This is a genomic window from Phycisphaeraceae bacterium (assembly GCA_019636675.1).
Taxonomy (GTDB): Bacteria; Planctomycetota; Phycisphaerae; order Phycisphaerales; family UBA1924; genus JAHBXC01.
The window spans coordinates 765,575-782,258 of the sequence record JAHBXC010000002.1; the positions used below are offsets into that span (position 1 = coordinate 765,575).

Genomic DNA, 16,684 nt, shown 5'->3' on the forward strand with positions numbered 1-16,684 from the left:
CCTCGGGTTCTTCGTCGGCAGATTTTGGGCGGGTGCGTGAGCGGAGCGCGGCGTTCAGTCTGGCGTGGGCGGCGCGCTCGGGGCGCCCTCGACGAGGGGCTCGTCGGAGGGCGCGTGCGCGACGGCGTCTTCAGCCCCGCCCCGGCGCAGACCCAGCCGGAAGAGCACGGGCCCGATGAGCTCCTCGATCGCGATCATCGCGAGGATGACGTTGTAGAGGGTGTTGGCGAAGGGGGCGCCTTCGAAGGTTCGCTGGACGACCGCGGCGAGGGCGAGGGTGACGCCGGCCTGGGAGAAGAACCCGGTCCAGATCCATCGCCCCTCGCGCGGCGTGAGCGCCGTGAATCGGGCGGCGGTGGTGACGCCGGCGTAGACGGAGAGCCCGCGTAGCGCGACAAGCCCGAGGGCCGCGACCCAGAGCGTCGCGAGGAGTTGGAGGTCGATCTTGACGGCGGCGAGGGAGAAGAACGCGGCGTAGACGGGGAGGGAGAGTTCCTCGACGGTCTCGAAGAGGGACTCGCTGCTTTCGGGCCATGCGTTCTGCATCAGCATGCCCGCGACGAGCGCGACGATCAGCGGCTCGAGCCCGAGCTGCTCGCTGATGAGCGCGATCGCGAGGCACGAGAAGACGACGAAGATCGCCATGTGGGCGCGCACGGCGTGGGTGTACCACGCGAGCAGCAGGCCGATCGCGCCGCCGGCGAGCATGGAGCCGCCGATGTGGTGGAGCAGATACAGCCACAGCGCGGGCCGGTCTGGGGCGGCGCCTTCGAGATAGGGGCCGAGCGGGCCGGCAGCGAGGGCCATCGCCAGCGCGAACAGGATGATGACGACCAGGTCGAGGCAGACGACGCTTGCGAGCGCTGTCTGCGAGAAACGGTTGTGGGCTTTCGCTTCGGAGATCACCGCGACGACGACGGCGGGCGAGCCCGAGGTCGCGATGGCGGCGACGATGGCGGCGATCGCGATCTTCGCGCCGATGCCCTCGACCTGCGCGACTCCGAGCGGGCTTTGGAAGAAGTAGAGAAAGACCCCGACGACGACGCCCACGACGAGCGCGTGCCCCAGACTGAGCAGCAGCAGGGAGCGCGCGTTGCGTTTGAGGAAGTCGAGCTTGATCTCGCCGCCGGCGGTGAGGGCGATGACCGCGATCGCGAGGTCGTTGACAAGGCGCAGGTGTGGGATCTGCTCCTTGCCGACGATCGCGAGGACGCTGGGCCCGACGAGCACGCCCAGCGCGATGTAGCCGGTGATCTTGGGGAGCCCGAAGGTGGAGAAGAGGCGCCCGGCGAGCCACGCGCCGACGAGGAGGACGCCCAGCGACACGCCGCTGTCGATCAGCCCGTCGGGCGCGGCGTCGGAGGTTTCTCCGAGGGGCGCGAAGCGGGCGAGGAGCGCGAAGGCGAGCACGGCGAGCAGGAGCAGAGCCGATCGGATTCGGGGGGTCATGGGCGATCACCCCGGGGGGCGGTCGGCGTGCCGCCGGAGGCGCGCCGGATCGCGATGGTTGCGAGGATGTCGCTGGCGAGCCCGACCAGCACGACGATCGCGAGCAGTCGCTGGGACGCGGGCTCGGGCGCGAGGATAAAGAGCGACACGGCGAGCGCCATCGCGACGGGGCTTTGGCGCAGCGGGGCGCGCCGGGCGGCGGCGTGGGACGGCGCGTCGGCGTCGGAGGGGGCCTCGGTCGAGAGGATCGCGTAGAGCGCGGGCTTGGTGAGCAGTCGCGCGAGCACGAGCGCGCCGGCGACGCTCAGCCCGACGAGCGTGAGGCGGGGGTCGAGCAGCACCCCGGCGAGCAGCGCGAACAGCGTCGCCACGACGTGCTCTGCCTGCAGGATGAACCGGCCGAACACCGCGGTGTCGGCCGACGCCTGTGTTGAGCGCAGGTTCGCGAGCGTGGCCCCGGTGATCATCGCCGGCAGCAGGGGGGTGACGCCCAGCGACGCGGAGATCCCTGCGGCCAGCGCGACGACGCCCAGGAACACGACGAGCATCTCGGCGCGCTGGCGACCGGCGAGGCGCATGGCTTCACGCGCGAGCAGCGCGAGGAACGGCGCGATCGCGCAGGCCAGCGCCAGCGCCCCCAGGCGCGACCCGAAGGCCGCGGCCTCGCTCCCTTCGACGGGCGCGACCGCCGAGGGCAGCACGCCGGCGACAATCCCGAAGCTGGCGACAGCGAGAATGGCGCACAGCCCCCCCGAGGCGCGGAGCAGCACCGCGTGGCGCTGCGATTCTGACGATGCGTCCAGCCCCAGTGAGCGGGTTTCCATCGACCAGCCGATCGCCGCGGTCGCGAAGAGCGCGACCGCCAGAGGGGGCGTCTGGGTCAGCGACCCGCGCGCCGAGGCGAGGGCGAGCCACGCGATCGCGCCGATGATCACCACGGAGAGGGCCGCGTCGATCAGCGAGAGGCGCCAGATCACGCGAGGGAGTCTGGTCAGAACGTCGCGCCGCGCCTGCAGCCCGATCATCAGCCCGATCCAGCCGAGCCCGACCGAGAGCAGCGGCGTGGCGCGCAGGACGGCGTCGGGCGAGACGAGTCCGCTCGCGAAGGGGCCCAGCAGCACGCCCACGAGGACGGCGATCCACCCCCCGGCGATCGCGCCGGCGGCGAGGCGCGATCGGCGCAGGCGATAGAACCGCTTGCTCGACGCGAGCAGGGCCAGGGTGAGGAGCGCGACAGCGGAGAGGAAGAGCGACACGCGATGGGTTCGTTCAGCGCGTCACGCCCGACACGCGGTCGATGGGGAGCGTGAAGGCGATGGGTTTGGTGGCGCCGGTCATCTCGTGCTCGAGGAAATCGAAGAATGACGCGGCGGCGTCGGGTCGGGTGACGGACAGGATGAGCCGGCTGCCCGTCTGGTCGGGGATCAGCGACGCGAGGCCGGCGAAGATCGGCATCTCCTGGCGCAGGATCGCGCCGAGCCCCTTGGACTCGATGACCGTCGCGCCCGGCAAGCCGAGATCGAGAAGGACGGTGATGATGTCGTCGAGTTGCGTCGGGCTCGACGCGATGATGATCAGCAGGACGCGATCGGGCTTGTTCGGGGCGGCGCGGGTGTGCTCATTCATGGGCGCGGTCCTCCGCGAGGAGGGCGTCGTGGAGTGCCTGGGGAGTCGGCGCGGCGCGCAGGGTGTCGCGCGGGCCGGCGGTGCGCATCAGCCGGGCGATGCGCGCCAGCACGCGCAGGTGGTCCCACGGCTTGTCGGACGGTCCGAACATCCCGAAGACCAGGTCGGCCGGGGGGTGGTTCGCCCCCCCGAAGCGCACCCCGGGCCTGAGCACGACCGGGATGACGAGGGTGCGGGTCAGATCGGGCGTGAGCGCGTGGGGGAGGGCGACGCCTTCGGGGGTCGAGGTCGGCATCTGCGCCTCCCGGGCCTCGAGGGCGGCGAGGAGCCCGGGCGCCCCCACGCCCAGGACGCGCGAAGCGGCCTGCGCGAGTTCCGCGAGCACGGCGCCCTTGTCGCCCGGTTTCTCGAGGATCATCGCCGCGTCAGGGTCGAGATAGGGTTCGAGTCGCATCGGCTGGCCTTTCCGGTCTCGGACCGTCGTCGGCTGCGAGGGTAGCAGGGAGCGGCGCGACTGGCCAAAGCCCAATCCGGGTGGCAGACTACGCTGGGTCGTGAAATCGGCTCGACGCCCCTCCCATGAAGGGCGAACCGCGAATGGAGCTCCCGAATGGCCCCCACGACGCTTGGCGCCCCCGATCCTGAATCGCTCAAGTGGATCCTGATCAGCGCGGTCGCGATCGTCGCGATCCTGGGCGGGTACATCTCGGGCGTGCTCAAGTCGTCGGCCAGAGAGCGCTCGCGTCGCGAGATCGCGGCGTATGTCGCCGAGGGCTCGATGACCCCCGAGCAGGGTGAGAAACTCATGAAGGCCGGCAACCCTTCGGACTGGGAATCGTGATGTTGCGAAGGAGCGAACCATGAACGGCGTCGTCACACTGGCGAATGACTTCCGGGACGTGATCCCCATCGTCGCGATTGTGTTCGGGCTCACCTTCGCCGCGTTCTGCATGGTGGTCGGCGCCGTCAAGTCGGTCATGATGAACCGTCAGCGCGAGCAGAGCCGGCGCGAGATCGCGGCGTACATCGCCGAGGGTTCGATGACGCCCGACGAGGGCGAGCGACTCCTTAACGCCGGGCTGAGCGCCGACGAAAACAGATCAAGAAAGAGAGGCAAGTGATGCAGGTGATCTTCGACGCCCTGGCCGACGAGCCGGCGATGATCGTGGCGATCCTTGCGGTTCTCGGGGGGATCCCCCTTGGTGCGTTTGCCATCTATTCGGGGACTGCCATCTCGCGCAACGAGGAACGCACACGCCGCGAACTCGCGGCCTATGTCGCCGAGGGGTCGATGACCCCCGAAGACGCGGCGATGATCCTCAGCTCTGGCAAACGACCCAAAGGCGTTCGCGGTTCGCGGCGCGCCTGAGCGCGCCGATCTGATCACAGCAGGATGTCGATGAGCGACCACGTGTTCGCGATCGTTTCCGTGCGCACCTGCGCGGGCGGCGCGACGGGGCGCGGCAGGGGGGCGAATTCGTCCGACACGCGCCGGGGACGGGTCGGGCTCGGCGCGATCGCGCGGGGCTCGGCGGCGGCGGGTGTTTCGGGCGTGGCGCGGGCGAAGCGGGCCGCGTCGCGCCGGGCGGCGTTCCGCGCGTCGAGCAGGTCCGAGTAGGTGGGGCGATCGGCGCTGGTCTTCGTGTTCTCGTGCGCCAGGAAGGTCGCGTAGTCGCGGCGAGACACGGAGGGGATCTGTGCTGGCGCGGCGACCACCTCGCGAGCGGGGATGCTCGTTGGGGCCGTCGCGAAGACGGCGAGGTCGTGTCTGGAGATGGGGCCTGCCTGCACGCCTGACAAGGGGCGAGGGGCGTGCCGCGTGGCCAGGTCTGAGAATGAACCGGCTCCCGGACACCTGGTCGCGGCGTGCGTCGGGCGTTCTGCGGGATGTTGCCGATTCGCCACGCCCGGCGCTGCCCGGGTGCAACAATGCTGGCCATGCTTCGCACGAGCGAACTCGAGTACCTGCTGCCCGAAGAGCTGATCGCGACCCGCCCGGCGTCGCCCCGGGACTCGGCGCGCCTGCTCGTGGTCGACCGGGGAGACCCAGAGCGGCGCGAGGAGGCGCACGTCGCGGATCTCGCGAGGTATTTCCGCGAGGGGGACCTGCTGGTGTTCAACGACTCGCGGGTGCTGCCTGCGCGTCTCTCTGGGGTCCGACGCTCCACCGGCGGGGTTATCGGGGGCCTGTTCCTCGTGGAACACGCGCCGGGTCGCTGGGAGGCGCTGCTGAAAAGCAACGGGAAGCTGCGCGCCGGCGACGAGATCGACCTGCTCGGTGCGCACAGCGAGCGATCTGGCGTGACGCTGACCCTTCTCGATCGCGCCGAGGAGGGCTGGCTCGTCGACGCGCGCGATGAGACGACCGGCGGCGCGCGCACCGCGGCGGAACTGCTCGCCCGGGCCGGCGCGACGCCCCTGCCGCCCTACATCCTCAGCGCACGCAGGCAGCGCCACGAGACGATCGACGACGATCGTGATCGCGAGTGGTACCAGACGATCTACGCGCAGGAAGAACGCGCCGGCAGCGTCGCCGCCCCGACGGCGGGACTGCACTTCACCCCGGCGCTGCTCGACCGGCTGGCGTCCATCGGTGTGCGCACCGAGCGGGTCACGCTGCATGTGGGCGCCGGCACCTTCAAGCCGGTCGAGGTCGAGGTCGTCGAGGAGCACCCGATCCACGCGGAATGGGCCGAGACCCCGGCGCGCACGCTCGCGGCGGTCCGCGAGACCCGGGCGTCCGGGGGGCGGGTCGTCTGCGTCGGCACGACGGCGGCGAGGGCGCTCGAATCGGCGCGCGAGGACGAGTCCGATCCCGCGCGAGGGTGGCTGGGCGAGACCCGGCTCCTCATCACGCCCGGCTACGAGTGGAAGCGTCTCGACGGGCTGATGACCAACTTCCACCTCCCGAAGTCCACACTCCTCGCGATGGTCGGAGCGATTTTCCCGGGCGGCGTGCGCGACCTCCTGCCCGTGTACGAGCACGCGGTCCGAGAGCGGTTCAGGTTCTTTTCCTACGGCGACGCGATGCTGGTCCTCCCGGGCGCGTTCGCCGGGCCTTCGGGCGGGCGATAATCCCCCGGACGCGACGCCGGGGCGTGGAAACGCCTGTCAAGCGAGCGGCGCGCGAGACGAGGGTACGGCGAGGGTTTGGACCGCCTTTCGGGGGCGGCGCGGGTGCGTGAGCCGGGCAGACCCGCGGCCACAGAAATCCGCGCAGGACGGCGGCCCGGCTCTCCGATACAACCTGTGAGGGAGGATCCGTCGTGCAGGTCGTCGGCGCCACGCACAACTCAACGCAGGACACGCTCGCGAGCGGACGCTCGCTCGTCGCGCTGTGCGCCGGGGTCGCATCCATCGAGGGCGTCCCCGACCTGGCCGTCACCGGCGTGACCGATGACAGCCGGCGCGTCGTGCCCGGGATGGTGTTCGTCGCGAAGCGCGGCGCGCAGGCCGACGGGGCCGCGTTTATCCGCGACGCCGTGTCGCGCGGCGCGCTGATCGTCGTCGCCGAGCGGAGCGCGACCGTCCCGCACGACATCGGCGTCCCGACGGTCCGTGTCGACTCCGCCGCCGATGCGCTCGCGACGCTCGCGGAACGCTTCCACGGCGAGCCGAGCGCCGCGCTGACAACCATCGGCGTGACGGGAACCAACGGCAAGACGACCACCACGCACCTCATCAAGCAGCTCCTCGAAGCGGGCGGCGTGCGCACCGGCGTCGTCAGCACCTGCGCGATCGAGGCGGGCGGGCGCGACTCGCTCGCCAAGGCGACGCAGACGACCCCGGGCGCCGCGGAACTCTCCGAACGGCTCGCGGCGATGCGCGACAAGGGTTGCGCCGCCGCCGTCGTCGAGACGAGCAGCCACGCGCTCGAGCAGAAGCGCGTCGCGGCGATCCGCTACACGATCGCCGTCTTCACGAACCTCACGGGTGATCACCTCGACTACCACGGGACGATGGAGCAGTACGCGTCCGCCAAGGCGCGACTCTTCGCGACGCTGCCCCACGAAGGATGGGCGATCGTCAACGCCGACGACGCGTGGGCGCCCGCGATGCTCCGCAACTGCCGCGCGCGCGTCATCGCGTGCGCAGCGGCACGGTCAGGCAGGGGCCCCGCGCATCTCGACGCACCGGTTGCGCACGAGGCGAGTGTCGAGACACTCGGTATCGACGCCGGGCGGATGCGCGCCCGCTTCGACGGGCCCTTCGGCTCGTTCGAGGCGCGACTGCCCCTCGTCGGCGAGCACAACGCGATGAACGCGCTGCAGAGCGCGTGCGCCGCGTGGTGCGCCGGCGCGACGCGCGACGACATCGTGCGTGCGCTCGAGGGCGCCGCCGCGCCACCCGGGCGTCTCGAGCCGGTCACGCGCGCTCCGGGCGTCGCCGAGCCGTTCGGCGTGCTCGTCGACTACGCCCACACCGACGACGCGCTCGGGCGCGCCCTCGCGGCGGCCCGGTCTCTCGTCGCCGTCGGCGCGTCGCTCCGCGTCGTGTTCGGCTGCGGCGGCGATCGCGATCGCACCAAGCGACCCCGGATGGGGCGCGTCGCGGGCGACCTCGCCGACGTGGTGATCGTCACCAGCGACAACCCGCGCACCGAGGACCCGGATGCGATCGTGGCGCAGGTCGTCGCGGGGGTCGACGCGTCCAGGCGCGATCGGGCGCGTGCGATCGTCGACCGGCGACTCGCGATCCACGAGGCCATCCGCGACGCCCAGCGCGGCGACGTGGTGCTCATCGCCGGCAAGGGGCACGAGGATTACCAGATCCTGCCCGACGGGAAGGGCGGGACAGTGACGCGTCACTTCGACGACCGCGAGGTCGCGCGCGACGCGCTGATCGAACGATTCGGCGACGCCCGCGAGGTCGAGGCCAAGGCGCCTCCCGGCGCGGTCGGGTCCGCCAGGGGGAACGAACTATGAGTGTCTGGTCAATCGATTGGATGGCGAGCGCCAGCGGCGGTCGCCTGATCAAGCGTCCCCGAGGTGTTTCGCTCAGCGAGCCCGTCGTCTCCGGCGTGGGCGTGGACACGCGCACCATCGCCGAGGGCGAGGCGTTCATCGCGCTGCGAGGCGAGCGGTTCGACGGGCACGGCTTCGTGGGCGAGGCCGTCGCCCGGGGTTGCCCGGTGGTCATCGTCGAGCGCGAGAGCGCCGTCGCCGACCTGCCGGACCACGTCGCGGCGATCCGGGTGCACGACACGCGCGCCGCGCTGACGAAACTCGCGCTCGCGCACCGGTCGTTGCTCGCCGGGACGCGCGTGATCGCCGTCACCGGATCGAACGGCAAGACCACCACCGTGCGATTTCTCGACGCCGCGCTGCGCGTCGCGATGAAGGGCTCGTCCAGCGCCAAGTCCTTCAACAACGACGTGGGCGTCCCGCTGACGATCCTGCGCGCCAAGCCCGGCGACGGGTTCCTCGTCTGCGAGGTCGGCATGAACTCGCCCGGCGAGATCGCGCCGCTGGCGAGGATGATCGAGCCGGACGTCGCGGTCATCACGGGCGTTGGTCGCGCGCACTTCGAGGAGTTCGGCTCGCTCGGCGCGATCGGTCGCGAGAAGGCGAGTCTGCTCCAGTTCCTTCGCCCCGGCGGCGTGGCGGTGATCAACGCGTCGTGCGAGGAGCACCTGGGCGAAGCGGTGCGCACCGTCGCGAACCTCGTGCGCGTGGGCGACGCGCCCGGCGCCGACCTGCGCCTCGCGGACATCGCCCACGAGGACCGCTCCGGCCAGACCTGGCTTCGATTCGACCTCCACGACAGCGCCGGCTCGCGATCGCTGGCAGCCCCGACGCCCGGCGTGCACAACGCGTCCAACGCGGCGCTCGCCGTCGCCGTCGCTCGCCTGCTGGGCGTCTCCGACGACGACATCGCTCGCGGCGTCGCGGCGGTCCGCCCGCCCGATATGCGCATGCAGCGCTGGCGCATCGGCGAGGTCGATGTCTACAACGACGCGTACAACGCGAGCCCCGAATCGACCGACGCCGCGATCCGCACCTTCTGCGACCTGGCGAAGAGCGCCTCCCGGCGCGTCGTCGTGTTCGGCGACATGCTCGAGTTGGGCGACCACGGGCCCGACGCGCACCGCGAGGTCGCCGACACCATCCTCGTCGCCGGGGAGGGGACTTTCGGCGGGCCGGTCGACGCCGTCGTCTGCGTGGGCGAGTTGGCGCTGTTCACCGCGGAGCGGCTGCTGCGCGAGTGGGACGAGTCGCGCATCTCGATGTTCCACGAGGCGCGCCCGGAGGTCGCCGTGACGATCGCGAAGGCGTTCAAGCCAGGCGACGCGGTGCTCCTGAAGGGCTCGCGCCGCATGAAGCTCGAGACGATCGAGCAGGCGCTGCGCGACCTCGTCGACAACAGGCACACCCCGACGGACCGCGTCCCCCGCCAGGTGGTGGGGGGGCGCCCCGACCCGCTCGCGTCGGCCGGCTGACGCCCCTGTGCAGGCGGGCGGGCGATTGAGTCGATACGCTGCGCTCCCACGCATGGAGGCGCACGCGCGATGCTCTACAACCTGCTCGACGCGACACGAGGTTGGCTGATCGAGACGGGGCTGCACCGTTACTTTCAGGTTTTCGATCAGATCACCTTCCGCGCGCTGCTCGCGGGCGTCATCGCGTTCTTCCTCGTCGTCGGGTTCGGCAGGCCCGTGATCGGGTACCTGACGCGAAAGAAGATCGGCGACGCCGGAATGACCGACGCCGCCGCCCTTCAGGCCGCCGCCGCCAGCAAGAAGAACACCCCGACGATGGGGGGCGTCCTCATCGCCGGCGCGATCGCGGTCTCGACGCTGCTGCTCGCCGATCTCACCAACCGCTACGTCATCATGGGCCTGCTGGCGCTGCTCTGGCTGGCGGCGCTGGGCGGGGCGGACGACTGGCTCAAGCTCACCGGCGCCAGCCGCAAGGGCGGGTCGCGCCAGGGGCTCTTCGCGTGGGAGAAGCTCGTCTTCCAGCTCGGGCTCGGCCTGCTGCTGGGCTACTTCTCCTACAACGCGGGCGACAGCGGCGTGGGCAAAGACCTGGCCCACGTCCTCAACATCCCCTTCCAGAAAACCTACGAGAGCCGGGGAGGCGAGCTCAACGACGGGCTCTTCTACCTCAACCGCTGGTCCTACATGATCCTCATGACGCTGATGATCGCCGGCATGTCCAACGCGGTGAACATCACCGACGGCATGGACGGGCTGGCCGGGGGGATCACCGCCGCCGTCAGCATCGGCCTCACCGCCCTGTGCATCGTGGCCGGGTGGGAGGCGATCTCGCAGCACCTGCTCATGCCCTATGTCCCCGGGGGCGAGGAACTGGCGGTGATGGCCGCCGCGATGGCCGGCGCGTGCCTGGGCTTCCTGTGGTGGAACTGCGCTCCGGCGAGCGTTTTCATGGGCGACACCGGCGCGCTCTGCCTGGGCGGGCTCCTGGGGTATATCGCCGTCGTCGTGCGCCACGAGCCCCTGATCCTGCTCATGAGCGGCGTGTTCCTGCTCGAGATCGGCAGCGTCGCGATGCAGGTCGGCTATTTTAAGGCCACCAAGGGCAAACGCATCTTCCGCTGCGCGCCCTACCACTGGCACCTGCACATGGGGGGCTGGAGCGAGCAGAAGATCGTCGCGCGACTCTGGATCGTCACCATCGTGCTCGTCGTCGCGTCGCTGCTGACAGTCAATATCAGGTGACGGAAGGCACGAGGCACGCGGCACAAGGCACACGGGGGGAAGACGGCGCCCCGGGGCATGTGCGCAGCACCGAACCGGGTCTGGCGCAATCGCGCCACGAAACCCGCGTACCCCTGCTGGCAAGCCCCAGCACCCGACCCACCCCGCGCTACCATCGACCCGGAGGTTGTTGTGAGTCAGCCGACGGCGGGGAACCCCGAGCCGCAGCCCAAGCCGGAAGAGCCCGCCGCGCCCGTTCGCGTCAGGTCGCCGCGCGCGCCCGTCAAACGACTCACCGACGACGGGCGACTGACCAGCGGCAAGCTCGCCGGGCTCACCATGTGGGGCGCGATCTTCACGCTCTCCTGGCCCATCTTCCTCGAATCGCTCATGAACTGGCTCGTCGGCGCCGTCGACACGGTCCTCTCCGCCGGGCTCAGCGTCGCCGCCGCCGACGCGATCGCGGGCGGCGCCTACATCAACTGGGCCATCTCGCTCGTGGGCATGTCGATCGGGGTGGGCACGACCGCCGTCGTGGCGCGCAGCGTGGGCAAGGGCCGACAGGCCGCCGCCGACGCGGCGCTGGGACAGAGCGTGCTGCTCAGTCTCCTCGCCGGCGCCCTCACAGGCCTGCTCGTCTGGCTCACCTGCCCCTGGCTGGCGACCCTGCTCCGTCTGGACCCCGAAGCGACGCGCAACTTCGTCGTCTATCTGCGCGTCCTCGCGTGGGGCGTGCCCGGCATCACGCTGCTCGCGACCGGCATCGCCGCCTGTCGCGGCGCCGGCGATTCGCTCCGCCCCCTCCTCGTGATGGCCGTGCTCAACATCATCAACGCGGTCGTCAGCTGGGTCCTCGCCGGCGTCGACATCGTGCGCGCCAACCTCGTCGATGGGGAACTCGTGCAGCGCACGCTGCTCCACAACCCCTTCGGCATCAACATGGGCGTCAGCGGCATCGCCTGGGGCACCGTCGTCGCGTGGTGGCTCGGCGCCTTCGCGATCGCCGCCCTCCTCGTCAGCGGCAAAAGCGGCATCAGACTCCGGCGCCGGCGCCTGCGCTACGACCAGGTCACCACCGTCCGCATCGCGCGCCAGGCCTTCCCGAACTTCCTCGAGATGGTCGGGATGTTCGTCGGCAACTTCCTCGTCGTCATGATGGTCGGCTGGATGGCGCTCCCGGGCCTGCTCGGCGCCCACATCGTCGCCATCCGCATCGAGGCGATCAGTTTCCTCCCCGGCTTCGCCATGTCGATCGCGTCCGCCACGCTCGTCGGGCAGTACCTCGGCGCAGGCAGCCACAAACTCGCCAACCGCAGCGTCTGGGCGTGCACCTGGATCACCGCGGCGTTCATGGGCCTCATGGGCATCGCGTTCCTCACCGTCCCGGTGCTCATCACCGGCCTCTTCACGCCCCAGGCGGCGCACCTCGAGTACACGCCCAAGCTCCTCATCATCGCCGGCATCATCCAGATCCCCTTCGGCGTGGGCATGGTCTTCCGCTCTGCGCTGCGGGGCGCCGGCGACGCCAAGGTTGTCATGTGGCTCACCTGGATCACCACCTGGGGCGTGCGCCTCCCCTTGGCCTTCCTGCTCTCGGGCGTCGATCCGCCGCCGATCTTCGGCATCCAGTTCGAGAACCCCTCGCCCTGGGAGGGCGGCCTCGTCGGGCTGTGGTACGGGCTCGCGATCGAGCTCGTCGTCCGCTGCGCCGCGTTCATGGGGCGATGGCTGCAGGGGTCGTGGAAGAATATGAGGGTGTGAAGAAGGCATCAGGCAAGAGGCACGAGGCACGGGGAAGAGACGATGGGTGGCGTGGTACGGCGCAGCCGTGCCGCGAGGATCGACAGAAGGAGCGTTCGCAGTGACACAGTCGCGTTCGTTCAGCATCCGAGAAGCAACCGACGCGGATCTCCCGGCGATCTTCGAGATCTACAACCGGCACGCGCTCCACGGCGTCGCGACCTTCGACACCCAGCCGCGCACGCTCGCGACGCACGCCGATTTCCTTCGCAAACGCGCGCCCTCCCACCCGGTCGTCGTCGCGGTCGACGACGACGGCGCCGTGCTCGGCTACGCGTCGCTCTCGAGCTGGAGCGACAAGTGCGCCTACGCGCGCGCCGCCGAGTTCTCGGTGTACGTGCGCGACGACGCGCAGGGGCGCGGCGTGGGGCGAGCCCTCGCCGAGGAGATATTCCGTCGCGGCCCCCGGGGCGGCGTGTTCGTCGCCCTCTCACGCATCGCGATCGCGCCCGAGACCGAGCCCAGCGTGCGCCTGCACGAAAGACTCGGCTTCGAGCGCATCGGCGTCCAGCGCCGCGTGGGCGAGAAGTTCGGGCGCATCCTCGATGTGCTGTTGATGGAAAAGCACCTGGACTGAGCCGGGCGCTCCCCAGTCACGCCCCGATGCGCAGCCGGTCCGCCAGCGGCGCCGGCAGGCCGGCGTCGGCGATCTTGCGCATCGTCGCGTCGAGGTCGTACGACACGCGACGGATCTGCACGGTGCGCGCTGTCGTGTCGAGGATCGCGTACGACGCGTCGGGGTTGCCGTCGCGGGGCTGGCCGACGGCGCCGGGGTTGACGATGAAGCGGGCCGCGCCGTTTGCGGGGCCCTCGGGCAGGCGGATCGCCGCCTCGGCCGCCAGGTGGTGCCCTCGGACGACCTCGCGAGGGGCGTCCGGCCCGTTGCCGGCGAGCACCAGCGAGGGCTGCTTCACCAGCGAGAACGCCGAGGGGATGTGCGTGTGCCCGACCGCCGCGAAGGGCCCCCGGAACGCGTCGAAGGTGCGCTTGGCGGCTTCGGGCGAGTAGAGGTACTCCCACCGGTCCGGACCGAGCGAGGCGTGCGCGATCGTGAGCCCGTCCACGCAGTCGGCCAGCGGCCAGTCGGCGATGGCGCGCCGGTGCAGGCCCGAGAGGTCGCTGCGCGCGAAAAGAATCGCGGCCTTGGCGCGCTCGTTAAAGCGGTCCAGGGGCGAGTCCGAGAAGACCGCTTCGTCGTGGTTGCCCAGCACGACCGCGTCGCAGCAGTCGTAGACCAGCTCGACGCACGCCGCCGGGTCGGGGCCATAGCCCACCACGTCGCCCAGGCAGAGCGTGTGGTCGACGTCGACGCGCGACAGGTCGTCGAGCACGGCCTCGAGGGCCTCGAGGTTGGCGTGGATATCGGCGAGGAGGGCGAAGCGAGGCATGGTCAGGGACCCTGCTGCCTTGAAGGCGGCGAGGGGTGCGTACGGGGCGTCGGGTCTGGACGGGTGTGCGGCGGGTGTTCGGCAGGAACCCCGCCGGGGCGGGGAAGTATCGGTCAGAATGAGGCGTCGGTGCGACGGAAGTTGGCCAAAGGTTCCGTGTGGTTCGTGAAGGGCTCGGGGTGATTCCGCCCCGGGCGGATATCTGGATGCGCGAACGAAGAAACCCCGTCGCGTGCTTGACGCTCCGGGGCTGAAAAGGTCGTTCGGGATGCCGGGAAGGCGTTATCGACGCTTGCGGTCGAACTTCTCGGGCTCGATGTCGAAGCCGAGCTCCGCTTCCTCGGGGGTCTGGTCCGCCCCCTCGTCGTCTGGCTCCTCGGCGTCGTTCTCGTCCTCGAGGGCTTCCTTCTCGGCCGCCTCGCGGGCCGCCTGGCGCGCGGCGCGGGCCTCGGCCTCGGCCTGCTCTTCCGAGAGGCCCCGGGCCTTCTGCTCGCGCTTGAGCTGGGCCTCGATCTTCGCGATCTTCACCTTGTCGGGCGAGACGATCATGATCGTGCGCCGGTCGACGTGCTTGGGCGCCATCTCGATCTTCGCGACATCGGCCAGCGCGTCGACGACGCGCTGCATGATGTCCATGCCCAGGTTGCGGTGCACCACCTCGCGCCCACGGTACATCTGCACGAGCTGCACCTTGTGCCCATCCATGAGGAACACGCGCGCGCGACGGATGCGGATGTCGATGTCGTGCGGGTCGACCTTGATCGAGCGCCCGAGACGGACCTCTTTCAGGTCGGAGACCGCGGACGCGGCCTTGGACTTGTTCTGCTTCTTGGACAGCTCGTACTTGTACTTGCCGTAGTCCATGATCTTGCAGACCGGGGGGCGGGCCTCGGGAGAGATCTCAACGAGATCCATCCCGGCGTCCTCGGCCATGCGGAGCGCGGCCTCGCGCTCGATCACGCCGATCTGCTCGTTCTCAGGACCGATCACGCGCAGGGGAGAAAAGCGGATGTGCTCGTTGATCCGCGTGCGCTTGATCGGGGGTCCGCTGTCGCGATAGAAGGGTCGCCTGCCGATGTGTGTGCTCCTTGTGTTCAGGCAGAGAGGCGCCGCGCGCGTCGTGCGCGGGCGGGTGAAACAACAGCGCCTGCGCCGGAAGGCCGGGCGGGCGCGGGGTCGATGGGTTGGATGAGACGCGACGCCCTCATGAGCAGGGGCGCGCGAACGCCGACGCGTGGAGTGTCGAGCCGAGTTTCGCGGAGCGCGATGTCGTCAGGACCATGGTGGGCGGCGGGCGACTGATGCCCCGGACCCGGGGCGTGGGGCGTCCCGACTCTCGGGAACGCGTCTGAAGACTAACCCACGGCCAGAGGGGAAGCAAGACAGGAATCGCGAAAGGGGCTCCCCGAGACCGGCGATGCGGGCCCTGATCACCGGATCTTGGCGAGCAGGAGGGTGCGATCGTCGTCCGGGGCGGCGCTGCGCGTGAAGGTCTCGAGGTCCTCGAGGATCGAGGCGATGAGGCCCGACGCCGTCAGGGCGCAGTCCTCGATGGCCCTCTGGAGGCGCGCCGTGCCGTACATCTGGCGGTCGGGGCCGAAGGCCTCGGTGATGCCGTCGGTGTAGAACACGACCTGGTCGCCCGCCGAGAGGGCCGTCGTGGCGGACTCGTACACGACCGAATCGTCGATGCCCAGGGGGAGCGACCGCCCTTCGTCGAGCGCGAAGGAGGAGCCGTCGGTGCACCGCTTCACGAGGGGCAGGGGGTGCCCGGCGTTGCTGTAGAGGAACGAGCGGGTTCGCTGGTCGTACACGCCGTAGAACGCGGTGACGAACGCCCCGGTGTCGCGGGTGTAGCGGGAGGCGAGGTCGCGATTGATCGCCCCGAGAAAGGCGCCCGGGTCATGGGCCACGGCGCGATGGTTGTGCGCGAGGGAGTGGGTGATCGCCATCAGGACCGCCGCCGGCGTGCCGTGCCCGACGACATCGGCCATGATGATGCCGATCCTCCCCTCGCCCAGCGAGAAGACGTCGTAATAGTCGCCCCCGGCGCGCCGCGAGGTCGCGTAGTGGGCCGCGAGGTCGAGGTTCTCGCACTTGGGCAGCGCCGTCGGGAGGAGCGAGCGCTGGAGGTCGGCGACATAGCGCAGCTCGGAATCGACCTCCTGGTACGCCTTGTCGAGCTCGGCGGACAGCACCAGGTTGTGCGTGGCGCGACCGAACAGGTTGGAGAGCCAGACAAGCTCCGGCAGCTTCTCGTGCACAAAGGCGTCGGGGTCGCGGCGCATCAGGATGACGCCGTTCATGGCCGTGCCTTTGTCGAAGTTGGGGATGAAGACCAGCGAGCCCATCCCCTCGAAGTATTCGCGAGCGGGCTCGTCGTGCGCGAGCTCGATCCTGTTCAGGATGCGCGGCTCGTCGCCGTAGATCAGCTCGCCCAGCAGCCCGCCCTCGAGGACCGGCAGGCGATGCGGCTCCTTCCAGGGATTGATCTTGTCCTGCCAGATCGACGCGCGCGTCACCCGGTACTTCGGGGCTTCGATGTTCCGGCGCGACAGCGCGACCAGCCGGTCGCTCGGCGTGAGCTGGCGTGTCCGTACCGAATACTTGCGGACGAGCGATTCCGGGTCCGACTCCAGACTCATCTCGCGCATGGCCTCGACGACGATCGAGAGCCGCTCCCGCCAGTTCTGCGGCGGGCCCGGGGGGGCGTCGGGCGTCGGGATGGGCGTTGGCGTCGCGTCGGGCATGCTCGTCAATC

General features: G+C 70.4%; 17 protein-coding genes. 9 read left to right on the forward strand and 8 right to left on the reverse strand.

Annotation, left to right across the window (positions count from 1 at the left end):
- Nucleotides 1-54 precede the first annotated feature (54 nt).
- The 4 genes from KF684_09960 to KF684_09975 are packed head-to-tail and all read right to left on the reverse strand — an operon-like array spanning nucleotide 55 to nucleotide 3,529.
- Nucleotides 55-1,449, reverse strand: a complete 1,395-nt coding sequence (locus KF684_09960) for a cation:proton antiporter (GenBank protein MBX3353247.1) — start codon at nucleotides 1,447-1,449, stop codon at nucleotides 55-57.
- The gene (locus KF684_09965) at nucleotides 1,446-2,705 is read right to left on the reverse strand and encodes a hypothetical protein (GenBank protein MBX3353248.1); all 1,260 of its coding nucleotides are present in this window, start codon (nucleotides 2,703-2,705) and stop codon (nucleotides 1,446-1,448) included. The genes KF684_09960 and KF684_09965 overlap by 4 nt, the downstream gene beginning before the upstream one ends.
- A gap of 13 nt (nucleotides 2,706-2,718) precedes the next feature.
- Nucleotides 2,719-3,075, reverse strand: coding sequence for a hypothetical protein (locus KF684_09970; protein MBX3353249.1), 357 nt, complete (start codon nucleotides 3,073-3,075; stop codon nucleotides 2,719-2,721).
- Entirely contained in the window at nucleotides 3,068-3,529 is a 462-nt protein-coding gene (locus KF684_09975) for a PTS sugar transporter subunit IIA (protein MBX3353250.1), read from the reverse strand. The genes KF684_09970 and KF684_09975 overlap by 8 nt, the downstream gene beginning before the upstream one ends.
- A 156-nt stretch (nucleotides 3,530-3,685) precedes the next feature.
- On the opposite strand from KF684_09975, the gene KF684_09980 reads away from it, so the two are divergent.
- Genes KF684_09980 through KF684_09990 form a run of 3 tightly spaced genes read left to right on the forward strand, consistent with a single transcriptional unit; the run spans nucleotide 3,686 to nucleotide 4,444 of the window.
- Complete coding sequence (locus KF684_09980; protein MBX3353251.1) at nucleotides 3,686-3,916, forward strand: hypothetical protein; 231 nt, start codon at nucleotides 3,686-3,688, stop codon at nucleotides 3,914-3,916.
- 19 nt (nucleotides 3,917-3,935) lie between these two features.
- Entirely contained in the window at nucleotides 3,936-4,196 is a 261-nt protein-coding gene (locus tag KF684_09985) for a hypothetical protein (protein MBX3353252.1), read from the forward strand.
- A complete protein-coding gene (locus tag KF684_09990; GenBank protein ID MBX3353253.1) occupies nucleotides 4,196-4,444 on the forward strand; it encodes a hypothetical protein in 249 nt (82 codons plus the stop codon). Before KF684_09985 ends, KF684_09990 begins: the two co-directional genes overlap by 1 nt.
- Nucleotides 4,445-4,458: 14 nt before the next feature.
- Here the strand turns inward: KF684_09990 and KF684_09995 are convergent, their stop codons facing one another.
- The gene (locus KF684_09995) at nucleotides 4,459-4,866 is read right to left on the reverse strand and encodes a hypothetical protein (GenBank protein MBX3353254.1); all 408 of its coding nucleotides are present in this window, start codon (nucleotides 4,864-4,866) and stop codon (nucleotides 4,459-4,461) included.
- A 147-nt stretch (nucleotides 4,867-5,013) separates the two neighbouring features.
- Between KF684_09995 and queA the strand changes: the two genes are divergently transcribed.
- The 6 genes from queA (at nucleotide 5,014) to KF684_10025 (ending at nucleotide 13,112) form a co-directional block, all read left to right on the forward strand.
- On the forward strand, nucleotides 5,014-6,150 hold the full coding sequence (gene queA, locus KF684_10000; protein ID MBX3353255.1) for a tRNA preQ1(34) S-adenosylmethionine ribosyltransferase-isomerase QueA: 1,137 nt from the start codon (nucleotides 5,014-5,016) through the stop codon (nucleotides 6,148-6,150).
- A 191-nt stretch (nucleotides 6,151-6,341) separates the two neighbouring features.
- Nucleotides 6,342-8,000 (forward strand): UDP-N-acetylmuramoyl-L-alanyl-D-glutamate--2,6-diaminopimelate ligase, encoded by a 1,659-nt coding sequence (locus tag KF684_10005; protein MBX3353256.1) that lies wholly within the window; start codon nucleotides 6,342-6,344, stop codon nucleotides 7,998-8,000.
- Nucleotides 7,997-9,514 carry a UDP-N-acetylmuramoyl-tripeptide--D-alanyl-D-alanine ligase gene (locus tag KF684_10010; GenBank protein MBX3353257.1) on the forward strand — a complete coding sequence of 506 codons (1,518 nt, stop codon included), beginning with the start codon at nucleotides 7,997-7,999 and terminating at the stop codon, nucleotides 9,512-9,514. The genes KF684_10005 and KF684_10010 overlap by 4 nt, the downstream gene beginning before the upstream one ends.
- Before the next feature lie 69 nt (nucleotides 9,515-9,583).
- Nucleotides 9,584-10,756, forward strand: a complete 1,173-nt coding sequence (gene mraY, locus KF684_10015; GenBank protein MBX3353258.1) for a phospho-N-acetylmuramoyl-pentapeptide-transferase — start codon at nucleotides 9,584-9,586, stop codon at nucleotides 10,754-10,756.
- A gap of 171 nt (nucleotides 10,757-10,927) precedes the next feature.
- Complete coding sequence (locus tag KF684_10020; GenBank protein ID MBX3353259.1) at nucleotides 10,928-12,496, forward strand: MATE family efflux transporter; 1,569 nt, start codon at nucleotides 10,928-10,930, stop codon at nucleotides 12,494-12,496.
- 100 nt (nucleotides 12,497-12,596) lie between these two features.
- The gene (locus tag KF684_10025) at nucleotides 12,597-13,112 is read left to right on the forward strand and encodes an N-acetyltransferase (GenBank protein ID MBX3353260.1); all 516 of its coding nucleotides are present in this window, start codon (nucleotides 12,597-12,599) and stop codon (nucleotides 13,110-13,112) included.
- Nucleotides 13,113-13,128: 16 nt separating this feature from the next.
- On the opposite strand, the gene KF684_10030 is transcribed toward KF684_10025, so the two are convergent.
- The 3 genes from KF684_10030 to KF684_10040 all read right to left on the reverse strand — a co-directional run bounded on the left by KF684_10030 (nucleotide 13,129) and on the right by KF684_10040 (nucleotide 16,673).
- Nucleotides 13,129-13,923 carry a metallophosphoesterase family protein gene (locus KF684_10030; protein ID MBX3353261.1) on the reverse strand — a complete coding sequence of 265 codons (795 nt, stop codon included), beginning with the start codon at nucleotides 13,921-13,923 and terminating at the stop codon, nucleotides 13,129-13,131.
- A 282-nt stretch (nucleotides 13,924-14,205) separates the two neighbouring features.
- Entirely contained in the window at nucleotides 14,206-15,021 is an 816-nt protein-coding gene (infC, locus tag KF684_10035; GenBank protein ID MBX3353262.1) for a translation initiation factor IF-3, read from the reverse strand.
- A gap of 332 nt (nucleotides 15,022-15,353) precedes the next feature.
- Nucleotides 15,354-16,673: a PP2C family protein-serine/threonine phosphatase gene (locus KF684_10040; GenBank protein MBX3353263.1), complete on the reverse strand. Its 1,320-nt coding sequence runs from the start codon at nucleotides 16,671-16,673 to the stop codon at nucleotides 15,354-15,356.
- Nucleotides 16,674-16,684 lie beyond the last annotated feature (11 nt).